The organism is Rhodoluna lacicola, assembly GCF_000699505.1.
In the GTDB taxonomy this organism is placed as follows: Bacteria; Actinomycetota; Actinomycetes; order Actinomycetales; family Microbacteriaceae; genus Rhodoluna; species Rhodoluna lacicola.
Genome location: NZ_CP007490.1, coordinates 386,575 through 407,934, shown reverse-complemented (window position 1 = coordinate 407,934; position 21,360 = coordinate 386,575). Strand labels below are relative to the sequence as shown.

General features: G+C 52.3%; 18 protein-coding genes. 10 read left to right on the top strand and 8 right to left on the bottom strand.

Annotated features, from left to right (window positions below):
- Positions 1–12 precede the first annotated feature (12 nt).
- Positions 13–1,062: a hypothetical protein gene (locus RHOLA_RS01960; RefSeq protein WP_144239016.1), complete on the top strand. Its 1,050-nt coding sequence runs from the start codon at positions 13–15 to the stop codon at positions 1,060–1,062.
- 1 nt (position 1,063) lies between these two features.
- Here the strand turns inward: RHOLA_RS01960 and RHOLA_RS01955 are convergent, their stop codons facing one another.
- Positions 1,064–2,743, bottom strand: coding sequence for an ATP-dependent helicase (locus RHOLA_RS01955; RefSeq protein WP_038501999.1), 1,680 nt, complete (start codon positions 2,741–2,743; stop codon positions 1,064–1,066).
- A 1-nt stretch (position 2,744) separates the two neighbouring features.
- Positions 2,745–3,770, bottom strand: a complete 1,026-nt coding sequence (gene nudC, locus RHOLA_RS01950) for an NAD(+) diphosphatase (RefSeq protein WP_051636191.1) — start codon at positions 3,768–3,770, stop codon at positions 2,745–2,747.
- On the opposite strand from nudC, the gene RHOLA_RS01945 reads away from it, so the two are divergent.
- On the top strand, positions 3,751–4,809 hold the full coding sequence (locus RHOLA_RS01945) for a phosphotransferase (RefSeq protein WP_051636190.1): 1,059 nt from the start codon (positions 3,751–3,753) through the stop codon (positions 4,807–4,809). The genes nudC and RHOLA_RS01945 overlap by 20 nt on opposite strands.
- Here the strand turns inward: RHOLA_RS01945 and RHOLA_RS01940 are convergent.
- Together RHOLA_RS01940 and RHOLA_RS01935 are read right to left on the bottom strand one after the other, a co-directional pair.
- Complete coding sequence (locus tag RHOLA_RS01940; RefSeq protein WP_038501998.1) at positions 4,806–7,970, bottom strand: ATP-dependent DNA helicase; 3,165 nt, start codon at positions 7,968–7,970, stop codon at positions 4,806–4,808. The genes RHOLA_RS01945 and RHOLA_RS01940 overlap by 4 nt on opposite strands.
- Complete coding sequence (locus tag RHOLA_RS01935; protein WP_051636189.1) at positions 7,963–11,085, bottom strand: ATP-dependent helicase; 3,123 nt, start codon at positions 11,083–11,085, stop codon at positions 7,963–7,965. Before RHOLA_RS01935 ends, RHOLA_RS01940 begins: the two co-directional genes overlap by 8 nt.
- 59 nt (positions 11,086–11,144) lie before the next feature.
- Between RHOLA_RS01935 and RHOLA_RS01930 the strand changes: the two genes are divergently transcribed.
- Positions 11,145–11,369 (top strand): DUF3107 domain-containing protein, encoded by a 225-nt coding sequence (locus RHOLA_RS01930; protein WP_038501997.1) that lies wholly within the window; start codon positions 11,145–11,147, stop codon positions 11,367–11,369.
- Positions 11,369–11,710, top strand: a complete 342-nt coding sequence (locus tag RHOLA_RS01925) for a hypothetical protein (protein ID WP_038501996.1) — start codon at positions 11,369–11,371, stop codon at positions 11,708–11,710. The genes RHOLA_RS01930 and RHOLA_RS01925 overlap by 1 nt, the downstream gene beginning before the upstream one ends.
- 13 nt (positions 11,711–11,723) lie before the next feature.
- Here RHOLA_RS01925 and RHOLA_RS01920 read toward each other — a convergent pair whose 3' ends face one another.
- A complete protein-coding gene (locus RHOLA_RS01920; protein WP_158384485.1) occupies positions 11,724–12,497 on the bottom strand; it encodes a ferritin-like fold-containing protein in 774 nt (257 codons plus the stop codon).
- A gap of 49 nt (positions 12,498–12,546) precedes the next feature.
- On the opposite strand from RHOLA_RS01920, the gene RHOLA_RS01915 reads away from it, so the two are divergent.
- Positions 12,547–13,998, top strand: a complete 1,452-nt coding sequence (locus tag RHOLA_RS01915; RefSeq protein ID WP_038501992.1) for a DEAD/DEAH box helicase — start codon at positions 12,547–12,549, stop codon at positions 13,996–13,998.
- A 6-nt stretch (positions 13,999–14,004) separates the two neighbouring features.
- Here the strand turns inward: RHOLA_RS01915 and RHOLA_RS01910 are convergent, their stop codons facing one another.
- Positions 14,005–14,217, bottom strand: a complete 213-nt coding sequence (locus RHOLA_RS01910) for a DUF4287 domain-containing protein (RefSeq protein ID WP_038501991.1) — start codon at positions 14,215–14,217, stop codon at positions 14,005–14,007.
- Between the two features lie 18 nt (positions 14,218–14,235).
- Entirely contained in the window at positions 14,236–15,120 is an 885-nt protein-coding gene (locus tag RHOLA_RS01905; protein WP_038501989.1) for a PHP domain-containing protein, read from the bottom strand.
- 17 nt (positions 15,121–15,137) lie between these two features.
- Between RHOLA_RS01905 and RHOLA_RS01900 the strand changes: the two genes are divergently transcribed.
- Positions 15,138–16,505, top strand: coding sequence for an aminopeptidase P family protein (locus tag RHOLA_RS01900; RefSeq protein ID WP_051636188.1), 1,368 nt, complete (start codon positions 15,138–15,140; stop codon positions 16,503–16,505).
- Here the strand turns inward: RHOLA_RS01900 and RHOLA_RS01895 are convergent.
- Positions 16,498–17,013, bottom strand: a complete 516-nt coding sequence (locus RHOLA_RS01895; protein WP_051636187.1) for a YflT domain-containing protein — start codon at positions 17,011–17,013, stop codon at positions 16,498–16,500. The two genes, RHOLA_RS01900 and RHOLA_RS01895, sit on opposite strands and share 8 nt — an antisense overlap.
- A gap of 37 nt (positions 17,014–17,050) precedes the next feature.
- On the opposite strand from RHOLA_RS01895, the gene RHOLA_RS01890 reads away from it, so the two are divergent.
- From RHOLA_RS01890 to RHOLA_RS01875, 4 genes are read left to right on the top strand one after another with little or no spacing between them, the layout of a single operon-like run.
- On the top strand, positions 17,051–18,292 hold the full coding sequence (locus RHOLA_RS01890; protein WP_038501988.1) for a magnesium transporter MgtE N-terminal domain-containing protein: 1,242 nt from the start codon (positions 17,051–17,053) through the stop codon (positions 18,290–18,292).
- Entirely contained in the window at positions 18,292–18,786 is a 495-nt protein-coding gene (locus RHOLA_RS01885) for a DUF1003 domain-containing protein (protein ID WP_051636186.1), read from the top strand. The genes RHOLA_RS01890 and RHOLA_RS01885 overlap by 1 nt, the downstream gene beginning before the upstream one ends.
- Entirely contained in the window at positions 18,767–19,849 is a 1,083-nt protein-coding gene (locus RHOLA_RS01880; RefSeq protein ID WP_038501987.1) for an Mrp/NBP35 family ATP-binding protein, read from the top strand. Before RHOLA_RS01885 ends, RHOLA_RS01880 begins: the two co-directional genes overlap by 20 nt.
- Positions 19,846–21,360: a succinic semialdehyde dehydrogenase gene (locus RHOLA_RS01875; RefSeq protein ID WP_038501986.1), complete on the top strand. Its 1,515-nt coding sequence runs from the start codon at positions 19,846–19,848 to the stop codon at positions 21,358–21,360. Before RHOLA_RS01880 ends, RHOLA_RS01875 begins: the two co-directional genes overlap by 4 nt.

Here is a 21,360-nt window from a genome sequence, read left to right as displayed (position 1 = left end):
AAACATTTGCGAATGGTCTTTCGAATAAACCCAAACCAACAACCACTCTGGCGCACACCCTACGAAATGCAACTCGGCACCGGTGCAAACCCGGTGATCCTAAGACAACTAACCCCTGCTCAGGAAAGACTTATCGCAGCTCTATACAAAGGAGTAGCCGACCAGCAACTTCCACTCGTGACCAGCCAATTGGGTTTAAGCCAGTCAGAAACGGATGAAGTTCTAAATCAGGTGGGGCCAAAGTTGCTTGCAGAAAGCCCAGCCCCAAAGACAAAAATTCAGTTGAGTTCGGAGTTCGTGGCGGGGGCTTTTGCGGAAATTATTCGAGCCAGTTTGTTGCATGCGGTCGACGGTGAGGCCGTGCTGATTGGGCGGGCGGGGCGCTCGGTACACATTGAAGATATTTCAAGAACGGGCCTGATGATTGCTCAGGGGCTTGCTGCCGCAGGACTGGGGCACCTAATTAGTCACGATGAAAATCAAGTTCAACAGAGTGACCTTGGGCCAACCGGTTATCCAAGCCAATTGCTTGGTCGTCCTCGTATTGATGCGCTTCGGACTCTGCTCGCCGCCTCGCCAAACAAAGCAATGGTTTCCACCGGAAAGAAATTGCTCGAAAGGCAACTGCAAAAACTTGATTGTGCCGTTCTAATTGCACATCAAGCTATGGAACCGCGCCGCTACGCACCCTGGCTAAGTAGAGACGTTCCGCACATAGCCGTCACTTTTGATGCAGAGTTCGCAACGGTCAGCCCAATGATCTTGCCTGGGTTGACCGCATGTTTATTTTGTCTAGAGAATTTGCGAACCGATCACGATTCAAACTGGCCGGTGCTTGCCAGTCAACTAGTCAGTAGCCAAAAAAGATTTGACGACGCGGCAAGTCAACTGTTCACCGCCGGAGTGGTGATTCAAAAGATTCTTGCCCGCCTAGACAAAGTCTCTGGCTTCAAACTCCACGAAGAGAACCTAACTGGCTACCAGTTGAATTTGAAATCCGGTGCCGTCACCGAGTTTGTCTGGGCCCAGCACCCAGCTTGCAACTGCAAAAATAAAAGTTGAATTACACGCGTGGCGCGAGCAGGTTCAAAAAGCGGGATGGTTCGCGATCACGCGTTGAGTTAGCATCGCGACGTGCCCAAGAAATAGTTAATTCCTTTCGCGCCCGAGTAAGCCCCACATAAAGCAAGCGTTGCTCTTCACGAATCTCTGCATCGGTTTGGGCGTAGGTAATTGGAACATACCCCTCTGTCAGCCCAACTATGAAGACCAGGTCCCACTCAAGCCCCTTAGCCGCGTGCATAGTTGACAGCGTCACCGCTGCCTTGATTGGCTCGTGCTGAGATCGCTGACGCTCATCTAACTCTTTAGCAAAATCCGAAATAGTTGCATCTTCAGGAAGCTCTTCTGTAATCGCCAAAAACGAGTTGAGCGACTCCCATTTTTCACGAGGTGAACCCTTTTCGGATGGTTGCTGAGTTTGCCAACCAAGGGAACGCACAATATCGGTGACGGTTTGAAAAAGGGATTTGTTGGTGGGCGAAACCGCCTCGGCACGCACCGCGCGAATTGCGTTTTGAATTTCAGGGCGATTAAAGAATCTCTCGCCGCCGCGCACCTGGTAGTCAATGCCGGCTTGGGTAAGCGCGTGCTCGATTGACTCAGATTGTCCATTGACCCGATACAAAACCGCGATGTCACTTGGCTTGACGCCCTGGTCTAGTTTGGTTCGAATGCTGCTAGCCAAAGCCGCGCATTCATCGGCCACGGTTGCAAACGAAAGCGAACGAGGTGCCAGGCCAACCTCTCCTTCCGACCGCAGTGGCTCCACCAAGTTGGATTCGGTGGTAAGTCGGTTGGCGAATGAAACAATCTGCTGGGTTGATCGGTAGTTGCGAGTCAGTTGGATCAAATTGGCGTCTGGGTATCGGGAGCGGAAGTTTTGCAGGTACTCGCTGGTTGCGCCGGTAAAGGAGTAAATCGTTTGGTTTGGGTCACCAACCACGCAGAGATCTGAGTGGTTGCCCAACCAAGTGTCCAGCAGCGCATGTTGCAGCGGAGAGATATCTTGGTATTCATCTACGGTGAAAAATCGGTACTGCTGCTGAACGTGAGCGAGCGCCCTTGGCTCAGCCCGCAACATACCTAGGGTAAGGACCAGAACATCTTCCCAGTCAATTTTTTGAGCCTTGATTTTTGCGTCTTCATAACTGCGCTGCAGTTCTAAGTTTTTGGCAGGGCTGAGGCCGGCAACCTTGGGCCGAGTCTTTACTAAGCCCGCGTATTCGTCCATGCTGAGCATTGAATACTTGCGCCACTCGATTTCGCCCGCAAAATCCCTCAGGGCGCCCGCGTCCAATCGAATCTTTGCCTCATCGGCGACTTTTGAAATTAGTCGCGCTTTAGATTCCAACACCGATGGAGCAGGCACACCAGCAAACTGCGGCCAGAAAAATTCCAATTGAGAAAGCGCCGCCGCGTGGAAAGTCTTAACCGAAACCGCACCAATTCCAAGCTGTCGAAGTCTGGCACGGAGTTCTCCGGCGGCACGGTTTGTGTAGGTAAGTGCCAGCACGCGATTGGCAGCGTAGTAGCCCTTGGCTATTCCATATGCAATTCGATGGGTAACCGTTCTTGTCTTACCGGTTCCTGCACCTGCCAGAATGCAGGTTGGCCCCACTAGTGATTCAGCTGCCTCGCGCTGCTCGGGATCTAGGTTTTCTAAAAGTGTTTCGGTTGGCAACTTACTGAATGCCTTTTTCTGTAGCAGACACTATTTCGCCGCCGAACCAGTGCTCAATCATCGCTCGCGATATTGTCATGCGACCTGGAAGCAAAAGTTCGTGGGCCTCGCGAAGGATGTCCTCGCGACTAAACCAACGCAGTTTTTCAATCTCTTCGCCATCGGGAATCAAAGCAGTGCCAGAAAATTTTGGATCAACCTTTGCGGTAAAGCCAAGCATCAGCGAATAAGGAAAAGGCCAAGCCTGGCTGGCTAGATATTTTGGCTCAACAACTCGAACTCCGGCTTCTTCGTAAATCTCGCGAATCACAGCGGCGGTGAGTGACTCACCTGCCTCAACAAAACCAGCCAAAATCGACCATCGATTTTCTTCCCAGACCCCCTGCGAACCAAGCAAGATTCGATCATGCTCATCAATCACGTTCACGATGATGGCAGGGTCGGTACGTGGGTAAATTTCGTGGGCATCAGTAGGACATAGCCTTACCCAGCCGGCCTGAATAAGTTCGGTGGCGGCACCGCACTTAGGACAGAAACCGTGAGTGCGATTCCAGTTATAGAGCGCAAGTGCCTGCGCGTATATTCCAGCGCCTAAATCACTCAAACCGGCCCCGGTGCGACGCAGCACGTGCCAATTTTCTAAGTTCGGCTCAATCGCCAAAGCTGATTCTTCTTCAAGAACTGCAAGCACAATTGCAGAATCATCTGGCAATTCGGCAGCGCCCACCGTTTTACCTAAATAGGCAAGATACTCAAAGCTGGTGATCTCATCGGTGTTGAATAGTCGCAGCTCAGGCTTTGGATCGTTTGCTGCGCCGGTTAGTAAAACCTTGCCGTCGTAGACAGGCAAAATCCGGGTGCTTGCAAGCGATGCCAAACTCTCAAACAGGTCTGGCAGGCTGCGTGATAGGTAGTCGCGATCAACGGCGGAGCGAGCTAGCGGTAGATCTAATGCTTCGTGCATGGCTTCTCTGTTCGCGTGGCGGTACATGGCTAAGGCGTAATTTTTGTCTAACCTAATTTTCATGGCCAGATCTCCCTTGATTTTAGCGGCGCTTGCGAAAGCGGCCGCTCCACAACTTAACTTCACCGAGGTAAAGGGACTCTCGACTGGCAGCAGCGGGGCATTTGAGACCGCACTGCTCACCAGCACTACCGGCGAACACTATGTGATTCGGGTGGCTACCTCGCAGTCTGCAGGGGCCGAGCAAGAGGTGGAGCTGCGTGCCCTCAAAGCCCTAACCAAGGTCGATCGCATGCGCCTACCGTTCAAGGTGACAAATCTGGTTGGAGAAACTAAAGACGAAAAAGGCGCCCGGGCACTGGTTTTTGAATTCGTATACGGAAACCAAACCGACATCTCAATGGTTGGCGCTGACACGGTGCTATCGGCAAATATCGCGCGCGCAATTGCAGCCATCCACAATCTTGACGTTGCGCTCATTGAGAACGCCCATTTGGCATCCTTCGGGCCGGCAGAGATTGTTCGCGGACGCGTTGCCGAGCTTGATCGCTTTGCCGCTACCGGCAAAGTCCCATCGGTGCTTCTGTCGCGATGGGAACAGGCGCTAGAGGATACAAGTCTGTTCCGATTCAAGCCAACTGTTGTGCACGGTGGCCTAAACGGCGAGACCTTCCTAACTCTCGACGACGAAGTGTCCGGTGTTCTAGGTTGGAGCACCCTGCGAGTTTCAGATCCGGCAGAAGACTTAGCGTGGATTATTGGTGCCGGAATTCATGAACTATCCGAAAGCATCATTGACGTGTACCGACAGGCCCACAATCAAGTAGATGACGCATTACTTCTGCGAGCCACCCTTTATAGCGAGTTTGAATTTGCACGATGGTTAATGTTCGGCATTGGAAAAAAGAATCAAGACATCATCGACGAGGCTGTACTAATGCTTGAAGGACTCGCCGAAGATGTCTCAACGGGAGCAGTGGGCAGGCTAGTCGCTAAACAGGCGGCGCCGATTGCGGCTGCTGAATCTTTTGTTGCACCGATTCAAGACGTTGCGACGCGTCCGATTGACTTGCCCGGAAAACCAGACAGCGAACTTTTTTAAGCGTTTACCTTGCCCCAAAGCTCAAGCAGTTCCTCTTCGTCTGGCACAACAGTCGGCTTGATCTCTTTATCTTCGCCAACGAAGTAGAAACTCACCGATATTTGCTCCAGCGGAATCCCCGTGAAGCGTGAGTACGCCATTCGATATAGAGCAAGCTGCAAAGTCTTCAGCTTTTGATCTTCCTCATTCTTTGGCGACTTGCCAGTCTTCCAGTCAACGATCTCATAGCCTGATTCAGTCTTGAATACTGCGTCCAACTTACATATAAAAGTGTTTTCACCAATGGTCAGTTGAATTTCGCGTTCGATGTCAACTGGCTTGAGCTTGGCAAATCTTGATGCTGCAAAATTTTTCTTGAGCTGCTCAATATCTTCTATCGCTAGCGATTCAGGACCGCCGTCAGCCGATTGTGGCTGATCCTTTAATTGCCCAGCCAGCGCTCCTGCACCAAATTGCGCCTCTACCCAGCTGTGGAAAAGCGTACCGGTACGAGTCTGCTTATAAGGCGGCTGCGGCATGGGCCTGCGCAACCTCGCGGCCACCTCATCGTAATCGGCTAGGTAATCTTTGAAACTTGACGCAGGAATTCTGACCGGCAACTGGACGTTGTCTAGTTCTGCAATTGCAGCTTCCCGTTCAGCTAGCAAGAGAGTGATGTCGTTCTGGATTTGATCTCCGAGCTGAATAGCTTGAACCTTGCTGGCCAGAGTCTCAATATTTGCAAGGGTCTCTGAAGCTGCGCGTGCAACGTCTTTGCGATGCCGCTCTCCCAGCGGATCAAGCGGCCAGCTCTCAATAACTTCAATCTCTTCAAGCGGATTCACTTGGGACATTTGCTCTGGAATTTCAAGCTGCAATTTTTCGCAGGCCGAGAGAAGAAACTGAGAGGGCTTACGCGGGCTCTTGTTCCCGGGTTTCCAGTAGGAGCCGGTCAATAAAAGTTCAGCTTTGGGTCTAGTGACTGCCACATACATCAGTCGAAGCTCTTCGTTCAATAGGTGCAATCGCATCTGCTCTTTGAATTCGTCGATGCTCTTTTTTACATCAGGCTGCGCTGAGTGATTCTTGTAATTCCAAACCGGAAGTGAAGCGCTGTCACCGCGCAATGGAAAAGGCAATTTACCCACGCCAAGCCAACCCGATGAACCTTTGCCGGAACTTGGAAAATCGCCATCGATTAGATTGGCAACCGCAACGTGGTCCCATTCCAATCCTTTAGCCGCGTGAATGGTCAGTATCTGCACCACACCGCGCTCAGGGTTGGTGCTGGGGACCTCAAATCTCTCTCGTTCGTCAGCAAATTCAAGCCAGTTAAGGAAACCGCCTAAGTGAGGTTGATTGTTGCTTGCCGAATAACCTGCGACGATTGCGGCAAAAGCGTTCAAATGTGCCATTGGATTTTTGCGTCTTGGATTTGCCTGAACTTCAATATCTAGCCAAAGCTCCTGCTCCACGGAACGGACAAATTCAACCAGTGACATTCCAGTTTGTTGCCGCATTGCGCGCAGCAAACGTGCAGCATCTTTTAGTCGAGGCAAACCAACATCACTAAAGCCAATTTTTTCTGGTTCCTTTTCATCAAGGATTAGATCCAGTGCGTCAACAATTGAGAGCGAATCCTCGGGGGCCAGCCCCTCTTGTATTTTTGCTCTGAGTTCTTCTTCTAACCGCGCCTTGCGACTTGCGTAGCGGTGTAGCCGCTCAAGATCCTTTGCACCAATCCGCCAACGCGGTCCCGCCAGCAGACGAATTAGCTGAGTTCCAGCGGCCGGATTGTGTATTACTCGAAGTGCACTTACTAGGTCTACAACCTCTGGCACCTCAAGCAGACCACCCAAACCAATAACTTCTACTTCAATACCCTGGTCTTCTAAAGCGGACACAAATAATGGCATTTGACTGCGCTTGCGCATTAGCAGCGCACCGGTCTTGTCTGCGCTCATGCGTTGTTTAAACCACGCAGCTACAGCTTGCGCCTCCAGATTTAAATCCTGAGCAAACTCCACTGACACCTGACCGGCTAATGCTGAAGGTGCCGGCTGCAATTCCACAACCTTTAGTGAATCAATCAGGTGATTTGCTAGAGATAGCACTGAGGTGGGGTTGCGCCACGAGGTCGAAAGTTCAAATGGCACGGCTTCATCTGGGGCTTGGAAGTCCTTGAAGAAAGATCTTAAATTAGAAGCGCTCGCACCGCGCCAACCATAAATTGATTGGTTTGGATCGCCTACGGCAAATACCGATGTCCCCGCAAATAGATTCTGTAGCAGGCGCGTCTGCAGATAAGAAGTGTCCTGATACTCGTCAAGCAGAACCTGAGTGTGCAGGCTGCGTTCTCGTTCACGAAGCGCAGGAACTTCTCGAACTGCAAGCTCGGCCAACGCAACCTGGTCAGAATAGTCAACAAATCCCTGCCGCATCTTCTCGGCACGATATGCATCAGCAAGCTTGGCCAAGATTGGGGTGATAGCAAGTGGCTGCAGACTCGAAGACATGTAGGCAAACTGTGACTTATCTGTTCCACCGGCCTTCTTTGGTAAATCACTGACCGACTCAATTACCTCGTTGAGCAACGCCTCTACCTGATTGGAGTTTGCCAGGTTGTCATTCATGCTCTGCGCTAAGGCCAGCACATTTTCGACGATTGAATTTAGATTTTGATCCAGATCGGCAATCCGACCGTCGATTTGCGATCCCTGCTTCAGAATCACCTCTCGCGCCAACTGATATGCGGCTGCTTCAGTCAGTAGTGCCGCCTCAGGCTCGTAACCGATTGAAAGTGCATGATCGCGAAACAAGTTATTTGCGTAGGCGTTGTAGGTGGAAATAGTCGGTGCGGTGAAGTCGTAATCCAAATCTTCGGGCCACATTTGGCTGTCTCGTAATTTGAGCAGGCTTTCATAAATGCGTTTACTTAATTCAGCCGCGGCCTTTCGGGTAAAGGTTAATCCCAGAATTTCCTCGGGCTTAGCAAAACCATTGGCCACTAGCCAGAGCACGCGAACGGCCATTAGCTCAGTTTTGCCACTGCCCGCACCGGCAACGACCAAGGTGGGCGAATCAACTCTGGCCTGCTCGACGGCTGAAGCCTGCTGAGCGGTCAATGTATAAGGCTTTATTACCTGGTAAACCTGGTTGGCGCTGAATTTGAATTTACCCAACGTAGCTCACCGCCCTAGTGAGGTGGATCTGGCAGGAGCCAAACTCATTTTCATTTGTGCAATGAGAGCCAACCTGCGCCACAAATACTTGTTCAGTCATAGCCATTCCACGAGTGGCCGCCGCAACTATAGATTCAAATTTTTGTTTTGCCGAGGAATCTTCGGCAATCGATCGCTGCTCGCGCTCGGTTGGTTTATCACCGCTCACTAGCAGTAGCTTTGCGCCAGCGAGTTTTGCGGTTTTTGGATCAAAATCTGCTGGCCAGATAACGTCGTTGTTTCCATTTGCCGAATCAAAAGCACCATTTTCAAAAGCCAGCTGATAAAGACCAAGCTGAGCGTGTTCACGAGCCTCCTCAGCCGTGAATGCCTTTGAGCCAGTCTTTAGATCCACGATCATTACTCGCCCGTCGGGATATAGTTCAAGCCGGTCCACTTGTCCGCGGACTAGAGCTTTCCCAATTTCAAATTCAAAACTTACTTCGCGACCAATAACGCTTGCGCCATCTGCTTCAAACTTGCGCAGGTACTGCACCATGTTGCCGATCATCTTCTTGGCTTTACGTTCCCCAGCTTGTTCAAGCCAATCGGATTCAAAACTCAAAGTGTGCCACTTAGACTCAACGAGTTTCCAAAGCGATTCCTCGTTTACCTCAGCACCCAATTCCAGCGCCTTGTGAACTAGGGATCCAAGATTTGCCGAAAAGGTCTTGTCGCCACCGCCGTGGGCATTTAGGAACCAGTGCAGCGGGCACTTCACGAAGTTTTCGAGTTGCGACGGACGAATTGTGACTTCTTCGTTTTCTAGGTCTGCCAGTGGTTCGATTGTAGAAATCGGCAGAAGCCCGTACCAGCTGTCCGGGTGAGCACCTGGAATGCCCGCCTGCGCAAGTCGCGCGAGGCCAAGGGCATAACTTTGCTCTGCCGAATCTTGAGTGGTTGCTAACTTTCTGCGCAGAGCTCCAGCCATTCCACGCAGGGTAAGTGAATTTGAATTGAATGTTCTTGTGTCAGGAATCTGACCAAGCATCAAGCCGATAAATTGTGAGATTTGATTGTCTTCCGTATTCGTTGCCGACACTAGCAATCGCTCGATGGCAGACCCAACGGTCTTGTGCAGCATGCGCAATTCATCGGGTAATTCAGAGCGCTGCAACTGTTTGACATCATCAATTCGCCCAGACATCAAAGCGTCAAGAAGCGTGGCTCCCAGCAACGAAGATCTAGGACGCAAATTTGGCCAGACACCTTCAACCAACTGCGGTGTAGCCACCACCCGGAAGCGACGACCGATTAAACCCGACGGAGTTAGCAGCAGCACGGAACGGTTCTGTAAATCGTTCAGAGCCAAGGTGTCTTCTGGCAATCCCAAGGCCAATTGTTGATCTACAAAAACCCGTGGGTCACCGCCGGGGTTTCGTTCCGCATAGCGATTGGCAGCCGCAAATAAAGAAACTACTGAATCAAGGTTTCGATTCGCCTGAAGGGCAACCTCACCGATTCCGCGGGAAAGTTCCTGCCAAGATTTTGCCAATCCTGATGAGTCCCAAATCTGCCAGAGCAAGTCTTCAATGCTCTGGTTTGGGTCACTGGCAATTTTGGCAGCAGCGAAATAATTCTTCAGAAACCGATCAACCTTTTTCCCCTCTTGACTCTTCACGGTGACAACAGAGCCGACCGCATCGAAGAGGGCAACTAAGAGCTCGTCGCTATTGCGGAGTCCATCAGCCAATAACTCTTCGCGACGCAATCCACGTCTAAGCCTGCGCAGACCAAGTGAATCCAAGCCACAAAGCGGTGAACTAAGGAGCTCCACGGCCAGGCTCGCATCGATAGGTCGCTGGTGTAATAAAACATCGGCAAGTCGCAACAAGATTCTTGAACCAAATTCATCGCGCAGTGCGCTCTGTGCTCCTGCAACGGAAACCGGCACGGATTCATGGGCTAGATCAACAGCCAGTTGCTCGAGTTGGTTTCTTGATCGAGCCACCACGGCCATCTCGTTCCAGCCGATTCCCTCGTAGAGATGAAGTTCTCGAAGCCGCCTAGCTAACCAAGCAACCTCTTCCTGTGGCTGATTGAAAACATGGCCCTCAACCCCCATCGTGTCTTCATCAACTAGTTCTTGCTTTGGATTAAGGCCCTTGCGCTGACGCCCAGCACGTGCGGTGTCAATTTGAGCACTAATTTTTGATAGAACACGCGATATCGCCGGCGTGCGAATTGCATGTTGCGGTTGCAAAAATATCTCTTCTACATCTACGCCGTGCAACTGAGCTATTTCTTGCGCCAAATTGCTCATCGCTCTTGGATCAGCGGCACGAAAACCAAGCGTGGATGCATCGGGGTCGCCAACTAAAACTAGATCTGCGCCGCGAGCGGTCAGTGACTTCAAAAAATAGCTTGAAGCCGGAGTTAGCTCTTGGGCATCATCAACTAAAACTAATTTGACTTCAGCAATTGCCTTTGGCCATTCGGCGAGCGCGCTAAGCCAATCGGCAGCTTCACGAAGCAACATGGTCGTGTCGTATCGACTTTCGAACTCAACTGCCGACAATTTCTGAAGGTACTCTTCGAGCAGCTCAGCCGCGGCTGTCCACTCCGGTTTCTGGTGCTGTCTACCAAGGCCGCTAAGTTCATCGGGGTTCACACCGTGCTCTAGACAGGCTGTGATTAGGTCTCGCAGTTCGGCACGGAAGCCGTTTAGTTGCATAACCTGGGCATTTATCTGCTTGGGCCAAGCATCACCAATTCCTGCCGCCAACCGTCCATTGATGATTTCGGCCAGAATTCGATCCTGCTCACTTCCGCTGATTAGTTCAGGGGGCACCTCTCCAGCCGCAATGGCCTTGACCCGTAGTACCGCATAGGCAAATGAGCTCAGTGTGCGAGCCAGTGAGCCAGGAACTGCCTGCTGCAGGCTTAGCGCTAGATCATCGCGCAGAGTGTTGGCCGCCTCACGGCTGGCCGCAATCACCAAAACCTGATCTGGGGAGAGGCCAGATTCAATGGCGCTTAAGAACCGGCGTTTGACCTCGGTTGTTTTGCCCGCGCCCGGAGACGCAAAAACCGTAGTCACCCTCATGCGCTCAAAACTACCCTGCGAGAGTGACATTTCTGGCACAGCCGGTCGTGCAGGTGTCGTAATCTTGTCAGGTAAACGAAAGGTCTGCGATGGACATCAAAATCGGCATCCGCCAAAGCTCGCGTGAGATCAGCTTCGAGTCAGCACAGTCTGCCGCGGAGGTTGAATCAGTTGTTGCCCAGGCGCTTGAAGCCGGCGCAAAAGTGTTGAAGCTAGTTGACAACAAGGGGCGCCTGTTCGTGGTTCCGACTGATGCCCTCGCCTACGTAGAAATCGGCGAGGAAGAAACCCGTCGAGTTGGATTTATTGCCTAATGGATTTCATCTCACTTCTTAATGTGCTCTTTATTGCAATTTACGCAGTAATTCTTGGCCTGGTCGCTCCATACGTGGGCGTAAAAAGCGAAAACTATGGATCCCTGGTGCCAACTGCCCTGGGTGTTATCTCTGGAAGCTTGCTTTGGATTATCGGAACCTGGGTTGGCCTGCACTACGACCAGGTTTGGATTTGGCTAATTGTGATGCTTGGCATGCCTGCGGCTATTTGGTTCGGTGCTAAATACATCGATAAGCGCCGCGCGGCCGGAAAGTCATTGAAGCCCGCCGCTAAAAAAGATAATTCAAACAAAGACGACACGGTAATTCTGAGCGCCTAAGCGAATTTACGAATTAGGCAGTTAGGCCAAGCGCGTCCATGCGCATTGTGTGAGCACCGATAAGTTCGGTGATCAATGGCTCAAGTTTTGAGTAAGACGCCAGGTTAACCGCACGCTCTTCTTCTATAGTCAGCTTCTTGGTTTTCGCGATTCCCGCGAGCTTGCGATTATCAAATGCCGCACGCAGCTCAAGTAACACATCGCCCATGATTCGGCGGCCCCACAGCGCTAGACGTGAACCCAGTTGCGCATCACGCGCCATTGACTCAATCAAAACTTTCTTGGCGAACGCTTCAAACTTTGTGTCCTTAAGTGCTTTCTCTACCTCGGCGCGGGTAATTGGGTCTAACCCAATTGCCAAACGACGGTAAAAGTCATCGAGTAGTCCAGAAACCAAATAAATCTTGATGACTGTCTCGTACCAATCAAGCCCGTTGGTGCGAGAGTGAAAAGTTTCGATGCGTTCAACGAACGGGTCCATTGCATCGGTGGGATCAATTCCCATGGCGGCAATCTTCTTAGAGATGGCGCGGTACTTTTCAAAACTCTTGGCCGCAGCCTCACCTAATTCCGCCTTGTACTGCGTGTTGGGTGAATACTTCAATTCACTGGTCAAAATTTCAAACTGGCTTAGCTGCAGATACGCCAACTGGCCAAGAAAAACCTTAGGTTCCGGGGTGTATGGCTTGAGGTTCACCTTTTCGGTGTTGCGTGCGCCTCGCTCCTCACGCGCTGGCAATGTGAAATTGCGGGCGGTGGTACGTAGACGCTTCAGCCATTCGAACACGTCAACAAGGATAACCCGACGGCTAGACTGGTCAAGACTTAGGAGCATTTTGAATTTCAAGGAATTAGGCATTGATCAGGACATCGTTGATGCCCTCGAGAGCCGAGGTATCACCAGTCCGTTTCCAATCCAGGAACAGGCTATTCCGCTTGCTTTAACTGGCCAAGACATCATCGGCCAGGCAAAAACCGGTACCGGTAAGACTCTTGGCTTTGGTTTGCCACTGTTGCAGAGCCTTGGAATCAATCCAGAGCCTGGGGCAAAGGCGCTGGTAGTAGTTCCAACTCGCGAACTTGCCATCCAGGTTGCCGACGACCTAAAGCTAGCATCTGCAAACCGCTCGACTCAGGTGGCCGCAATTTACGGTGGAAAGTCTTACGAAGATCAGGTTGCCGAAATCAATGCTGGTGCGCAGGTTATTGTTGGCACCCCGGGTCGCTTGATTGACCTTTCTAAGCAGAAACTTCTGGACTTGAGCAACATTCGTTTCATGGTTCTTGATGAAGCAGACGAAATGCTTGACCTTGGCTTCCTGCCGGACGTTGAAAAACTTTTTGCCTACACACCAGATGGTCGCCAGACCATGTTGTTCTCGGCTACTATGCCAGGCACCATCGTGACCATGGCTCGCAAATACCAGAACCGCCCGGTGCACATTCGCACCAATGACCCCGATGAAGGCCAGACTAAGGCCGACATTAAGCAATTCATCTACCGTGCGCACGCGCTGGATAAAGATGAAGTGGTTGGCCGCATTCTGCAAGCCGAAGGTCGCGGCAAGACCGTAATCTTCACCAAGACCAAGCGTCAAGCGTCAAAGGTTTCGGAAGAACTTATTGATCGCGGCTTTAACGCATGCGCACTGCACGGAGACATGACGCAAGAAGCACGTGAGCGCTCGATGGCTGCATTCCGCGCCGGTAAAAAAGATATTTTGGTTGCCACCGAAGTCGCCGCTCGCGGTATCGATGTTGACGATGTAACTCACGTGATCAACTACACAATTCCAGAGGACGAGAAGGCCTACCTGCACCGCGTTGGTCGCACCGGTCGCGCAGGACGCACCGGTATTGCCGTGACCTTCGTTGACTGGGAGGACCTGACTCGCTGGACTCACATCAACACCGCTTTGGAATTTGGTCAACCAGACCCAACCGAGACCTACTCAAGCTCAGATCACCTGTTTAAGGATCTAGAAATTCCCGCTGGTACCAAGGGGCGCATCGCTAAGAGCAAGCGACCTGAGGGTTGGAAGCCTGGTGATGATGAGAAGCCTCGCGGCAACTCTGGTCGCGCGGGTGGGCAAGCCGGTAGAAACCACAAAGATGGTGCTGGTCGTGGAGATAAGAGCCGTCACCGCGGTGGCGACCGCCCTCACAAGTCAAACGGAGATGCACCTAAGTCGGATGCGCCAAAGACTGAGTCACACGGAGGTGGCGAACACAAGCGTCCACCGCGTCAGCGCAACCGCACTAAAGGCGGAAAACCGGCCGCTAACTAAGTCGCGTTAACTAAGCCCGTTTTCTTGGCGGTAAACCGCAACTAAGGCGTTGGCGTGACCGTGACCAATTTCATGTTCGGTCTTTAACCAGTTCACCGCTTCCATATGCTTCATGCTCTTGGTTGCCTTGAGCAACTTCATCCAGTGTTCGATGGGTTTGCCATACTTCTTTTCAATCGATGGAAAGTAAGACTTTGGTCCCATAACTTTTTCTGCCATTTTTTCTCTGACCTTCTGCTACAAAATTGCTTTTGAACCGGTACCCGCTGCCAAAATTCTTTCAAACATTTCTGGAGCGGTGGTGTTTTCACCAAGGCGATTCGGTTTGCCATGCACACCGTGGTAATCGCTAGAGCCGGTGTGAATCAAATCGTGTTTACGCGCCAGCATTAACAACCATTCGCGGGCAACCTCTGGCACTTCGCGGTGGTAGACCTCAAATCCCATCAGTCCGGCATCAATTAGTTTTTCAAAGTGCTCTTCTGGCAAATCACCGCGAGATGCATTTGCCCCAACATCGGTCAATGGATGAGCAATTATTGGCACGCCACCAGATTCGCGAATTAACTTGATGGCGTCGAAGGTATCGGTGGTGTCTGTAGCTATGTAATAGGGGCCGTGCTTGTCGAGCACTCCCCTGAACGCCTCGGCGCGATCGGCAACCACGCCCAACTTAACCAGCGCATCAGCAATTGCCGGGCGACCAATGGTTGCGCCATCTTCCAGCATTTCTAAAACCAAATCCCAGGTAATCGGAAAATCCTTGGCTAGCTTGTCTGTGATGCCCATCGCACGAATCTCACGTGAACCCACGGTGTCATGCAATTCGTCGGCGAGAGGTTTGTACTGTGGGTCGGGCAAATAAGCCAACATGTGCACGCTGATAAATCGGTCACGCTCGCCAACGCGAACCTTGGCACGCGTGGTTACCTCAATGCCAGGCACAAAGCCAATTCCCAATCGGGCCGCAGCCTCTGCACCCTCTGCCCAACCGGTGGTGGTGTCGTGATCGGTCAGCGCCAACACATTCACTCCAGCAGCTGCCGCATGCTCAAAGACCTCTGTCGGCGACTCTTTGCCGTCTGAGCGGTTGGAGTGCGAGTGCAGGTCAATGATTGCCATAGTGCCAGAATAAAGGAATGAGAACCCGCACTCCGCAGAATCGCAAATTCCTTGAATACATGGGCGCCAACTGGGCGAAACAAAAAGATTCACTCCCAAAAAAATCTGCGGTGGCTAAATATGCATCCGCCCGCCGCGATGCGGTTGCAAAAAAATTCAAAGGCCAGATTCTAGTCTTCGAAGCGGGTGCGGCAAAGGTTCGCTCAAACGACACCAATTATATGTATCGCGCTCACAGCGCGTTCTCTCACCTGACCGGGTGGGGCTCGGCAACTGTTCCTGATTCAGTCTTAGTAATTGACGCTCGCGGCAAGACATCTAAGTCCATGATTTTTCTTCGCGAGACTGCAGGCCACGACAGTGATGAGTTTTTTGCAAACGCCGCTATCGGAGAGTTTTGGGTTGGCAAGCGTCCCAGCCTGAAGCAAGTTTCGGCTCTGCTAGATATTCAGACCCGCTCCTTAACTTCATACAAGGCATTTCTGAAGACGCTGCCAAAAGAAAAAATACGGAACCTAAATAAGGATGCCGAACTTGCGCAATTTGTATCTGAACTGCGCTTGGTAAAAGACTCCTACGAGATTGCCGAAATGCGTAAGGCCGTTGCGGCATCGGTGATGGGTTTTGAATCTGCAGCCAAGAGTTTGAAGCAAGCGGTTGGTCATCAGCGCGGAGAACGCATCGTTGAGACAGCGTTTTATGCCGAGGCCCGGATAAATGGTAACGGACTTGGATACGACACCATCGCCGCCTCTGGGCCACACGCATGTACCCTGCACTGGATCACCAACGATGGCCCGGTCAACAAAAACGATTTGATTCTGCTTGACGCAGGTGTTGAGGTAGACAGCCTTTACACGGCGGATGTCACCAGGACCCTGCCGGTGTCTGGAAAATTCACCCACATCCAACGCAAGATTTACGACGCGGTGCTGGAAGCGGCAGATGCCGCGTTCAAGGTGGCCAAGCCGGGTGTGAAATTCAGTGATGTCCACCAGGCAGCAATGAACGTGATTGCCAAGAAAACCGCCGAGTGGGGCCTGATTGGCATCTCTGCCGAGGAATCGATGAAGCAAGATGTGCAACTGCACCGCCGCTGGATGGTGCACGGCACCAGCCATCACCTAGGGCTTGATGTTCATGACTGCGCGCAGGCCCGCCGCGAAATGTATGTGGACGGCATCTTGCAGCCGGGCATGATCTTCACGATTGAGCCGGGACTTTACTTTCACCAAGACGACCTATCGGTGCCAAAGGAATATCGTGGCATTGGTGTGCGAATTGAAGACGACGTATTGGTTACCAAGAGCGGCGTTGAAAATTTGACCGCGGCACTACCGCGTAAATCAACAGATGTCGAAAAGTGGTTGGCTAAATTTATTTAGCTTCGACGGCGGTGTGGTCAGGCACCGCGCGAGCCTGATCGGCCAGCGCGGCCGGCACTTGAACCTGATACTTGGACGCAACCACGCTTGACTGCGAGACGAACCCGCGCTTGTTACGTGACATGGAATAGCGAATCACATTGAACAGCATTCCAAGGCCAGCACCAATCACCACGGACTGGCCGATGCCAGCTGAAGCAGAAACAAATTCCGCCTGAGTGGTTGCTGAGCTACCGCCAAAAATTAACCCAAAGGCCAAACCAACCCAAGAACCGGTGACGGCACCACCGATGGCCAGTCTTGCGTAAGTTACTTTTCCTCGGATTCGCTCAACGGTGCGAAGGTCGGAACCCACAATTGCCACCGAACCAGCTGGAAAGTTGTGCTTCAGCAGATTGTCCACGTAGGCCAATGCCTCGTTGTACTGCTTGAAATTTGCAATTACTTCGCCCTGTGGCATCACTGCTGGCTGGTTTCGTGGGGTTCGCTTATTGTTCACAAAACTCATTCTGGCACGCCTTCAACCTCTCGTCTAAGGTTGTAAGGTGAGCGCTTCGAGAGTATTTATCGCCAGATTGGCTGGCTGTGGCGTCTTTGACCCAGCGGGAGACCGCGTTGGAAAAGTCATTGACGTTCTTGTGGCGTACCGTAAATCGGGTTCACCCAAGGCCACCGGCATGCTGGTTGAAATCAGCGGCCGTCGCAAGGTCTTCGTTCCAATCGCCCGAGTCACCTCAATTTCTGCCGGCCAGGTAATCACCACCGGCTTGATTGACCTTCGCCGATTCACTCAGCACGGTCAGGAACTTCGCGTAATTGCCCAAATGCTGGGTCGCAAGGTGCGCCTGCTAGACGGCACCGGCTCAGCAAATATCGAGGACCTAGCCATCGAGCAGGGCAAAAACAAGGAATGGACCGTAAGCGAACTTTTCCTTCGCCGCCCAAAGACCTCTGCCTCGCCTTTTGCCCGCGGCGCAACGGTTTTTGCATCCTGGGAACAGATTTCTGAAGAGCACGAGGGTGACGAGGGTCAGACCGCACAGCAGTTGATTGCGACCTACTCGGAACTTCGCCCTGCCGACCTTGCTTCGGCGCTTTTGGATCTGCCAGACGAGCGCATGCTTGAGGTTGCCGAAGAACTAGATGACGAACGTCTAGCCGATGTGCTTGAAGAGCTACCTGAAGAAGAGCAGATTGACATCATCGCTGAACTTGATGACGAGCGTGCCGCCGAGGTGCTTGATTTGATGGAACCCGATGACGCCGCGGACTTGATGGCGAATCTGCCTGAGGAGCGAAGCGAAGCAATTCTTGATCTGATGGATGAAGAAGAAGCTGAAGACATTCGTATGTTGATGCAGTTTGACGAATTCACCGCGGGTGGTTTGATGACCACAGAGCCAATTATTTGTGCGGCCGACGCAACGGTTGCCGAAGCCATGGCGATGATCCGCAAAAAAGAAGTTTCACCAGTGCTTGCGGCATCGGTGTTTGTTACTTTGCCACCTTACGAAACTGCAACGGGTCGATACCTGGGCACAGTGCATTTCCAAAAGATGCTGCGCTACCCACCGCACGAACGTTTGAGCGTGCTGCTTGATGTTGAGTTGGAGCCGGTTAAGGCCGATACCCACATCTCAGTAATTCACCGAACTTTTGCAAATTACAACCTTGTGGCGCTACCCGTTGTTGACGACGAACACCGACTAATTGGTGTGGTTACCGTGGACGACGTTCTAGACCACCTACTGCCTGATGACTGGCGAACCGAAGAGGAGGTGCACTAATGGCTAAGGTCAAGATTCGTTTGGATCGTCCAATTAGTAAGCGTGCGCGCCTGGTTCCAAAAATCACCATTGATCAGGAGCGTTTTGGTCGCGCTTCGGAATCATTCGCCCGCGCAATGGGCACCGGAGCATTCCTTATTGGTATGACCGTTGTGGTTGCCATTTGGCTTACCTGGAACACTTTGGCTCCAGAGTCCGCGCAGTTTGACCCACGCGCCACCAACTTCACTCTGTTGACACTGATTTTGTCAATGCAGGCATCATACGCCGCTCCCCTAATCTTGTTGGCTCAAAACCGCCAGGATGACCGCGATCGCGTGAAGTTTGAGCAAGATCGTCAGCGTGCCGAGCGCAACCTCGCCGACACCGAGTACCTTGCCCGTGAAGTTGTTGCGCTGCGCATTGCGATTGAAGATTTGGCCACCAAAGATTTCGTGCGTGATGAACTGCGCGATCTTCTGAAAGAGATTGTTGATGAGCGAAAGCGCGATTAAGCGTGCGCTCGACAAAGTCATAGACCCAGAGCTACGCCTGCCAATCACCGACCTTGACATGGTTGAGATTGTCGAAAACAACGTCACCGTAAAACTCACCGTGGCCGGCTGCCCGGCAGCGCAAAGAATTGAAGCTGACGTGCGAGCTGCGGTTGCAGAATTTGAATCCACCGTGACCATGTCCGTGATGAATCAAACAGAGCGCGATGCACTAAAGGCCAAACTGCGCAACGGCAAAGCTCCTCGTCAAAATCCTTTTGACACCGATACCCTGACGCGTGTCTACCTGGTTGGTTCGGGCAAGGGTGGCGTGGGTAAGTCATCGGTGACGGCCAATCTTGCCGTGGCACTTGCCGACAAGGGTTTTCGCGTCGGTCTAGTAGATGCAGATATTTTTGGTTTCTCAATTCCAGGTCAGCTTGGCATAAAGGACAAACCAACCCGGGTCGACGAAATGATTTTGCCGCCGGTTGCCTTTGACGTAAAGGTAATTTCAATCGGTATGTTTCTTGATGACAACAAACCGGTTGCTTGGCGCGGCCCAATGTTACATCGCGCCATCGAGCAGTTTTTGTGCGATGTCTACTGGGGCGATCTGGACTTTTTACTGATCGACATGCCACCGGGTACCGGAGACGTGGCCATTAGCCTTGGTCAGCTTTTGCCAACCGCAAAAACCATCGTGGTCACCACGCCGCAACTTGCTGCCGCCGAAGTTGCCGAACGCTCGGGCGCGGTTGGCCTGCAAACCGGACAGAGCATTCTTGGAGTTATCGAGAACATGAGTTGGTTGGTACAGCCAGACGGCAGCAGACTTGAGATCTTTGGCAGTGGCGGTGCCGAAGATGTTGCCGCACGGCTGACCACTTTGTCTGGCAGCCCGGTGCCGGTCTTGGGCCAGATCCCGCTGAGCATTCCTCTTCGCGAAGGCTCTGATGCCGGCAACCCCATCGTGCTCAGCGACCCTGCCGACCCGGCAGCGAGTGCCATCGGTGAAATTGCTCTGAAGATTAGCCAAGACAAGATCGGACTGGCCGGCAAAAAGCTTAGAGTTAGCCTGTGAGTGAAACCAGCATCCAGGCCCTAGTCGCCCATCTTCCTGCCAACCCCGATACCGTTCCGGTGATGAATCCGGCCAACGGGAAAAAGATTTACGACCTGCCGCAAATGAGCGTGGCTCAGGTTGAGTCAGCAATTGCGGCAGCGCGTGTGGCCCAGCGCGACTGGGCAAAGACTCCGGTGGCCGAGCGTTCAAAGTTGCTAGTTGAACTTCACGCGCTGCTGTTAGAAGACGAAACCAAGTTGCTTGATCTGTTGCAACTTGAAACCGGAAAGTCTCGTGCGCATGCCTTTGAAGAAACCGCCGGTGCTATTGCCTCGGCCAGTTACTACGCTCGCATCGCACCAAAATATCTTTCTCGCCGCAAAACCAAGCCGGGAGTTCCAGTACTAACCCGCACCTATGTTGATCAGGTACCGGTTGGTGTGGTTGGCATCATCACTCCTTGGAATTACCCGCTTGCCCTCACCATGCTTGATGTCTTACCGGCGCTAATTGCCGGTAATGCCGTGATTCAAAAGGCTGACAATCAAACAGCGCTCACAGTTTTGTTTGCTCGTCACCTTGCCATCGAAGCGGGAATTCCCGCCGAGCTCTGGACAGTAGTTGTGGGTGACGGCGAGACCGTGGGTAATGCAATCACCGACAATGTTGACTACGTTGCCTTCACCGGCTCCACCGCCACCGGCCGCAAGGTTGCCGAACGCGCGGCGAGGCGACTGATTGGTTGCTCGCTTGAGCTTGGCGGCAAGAATCCACTCATTGTTCTGGAAGGCGCCAACATTAAGCGAGCGGCCGAAATTGCAATTGCCGGTGCGTTTGGTTCCGCCGGGCAACTCTGTGTTTCTATCGAGCGCGTCTATGTTCCAAATCGAATCAAAGATGAATTCTTGGCTGAAATTGCAAAGCGCACCGAGTCACTAACCGTTGGTCGCTCAAACGACTTCAGCATGGACATTGGGTCACTGACCGGATATAACCAGCTTCAGCGAATGATGGGCTTTATCGACGATGCCGTCAGCACCGGAGCAACCGTGGTTGCCGGCGGCAAGCAACTTACCGAGACCGGCCCCTACTTCTATTCGCCAACCGTGATTACAAATGTGAACCAAAATGCTCGCATGTATCGTCAAGAAGTTTTTGGTCCGGTGGTTGATGTCGAGGGTTATGAAGATCTAGACGATGCAATCAAAATGGCAAACGACACCGATTACGGTCTCAACGCATCGGTGGTTGGACCGGAGCGCGAGGCCATCAAGGTAGCCGAGAAACTCAATGCGGGAAGCGTCAACATCAACGAAGGGTTCCGCGCAACCTTTGCTTCAATGGAGACACCGATGGGTGGATTCAAATCATCGGGTCAGGGTCGTCGAAACGGTCCGGGTGGGCTGTTGCGCTTTACCGAAGCCAAAGCCATTGGTGTAGCACGCGGGGCAATCAAGTTGCCAAGCAGAGCCAAGGATTACAACCGCATGGCGCCGTTGATGCGCATGATGCTAAAGCGACTCAAGTAG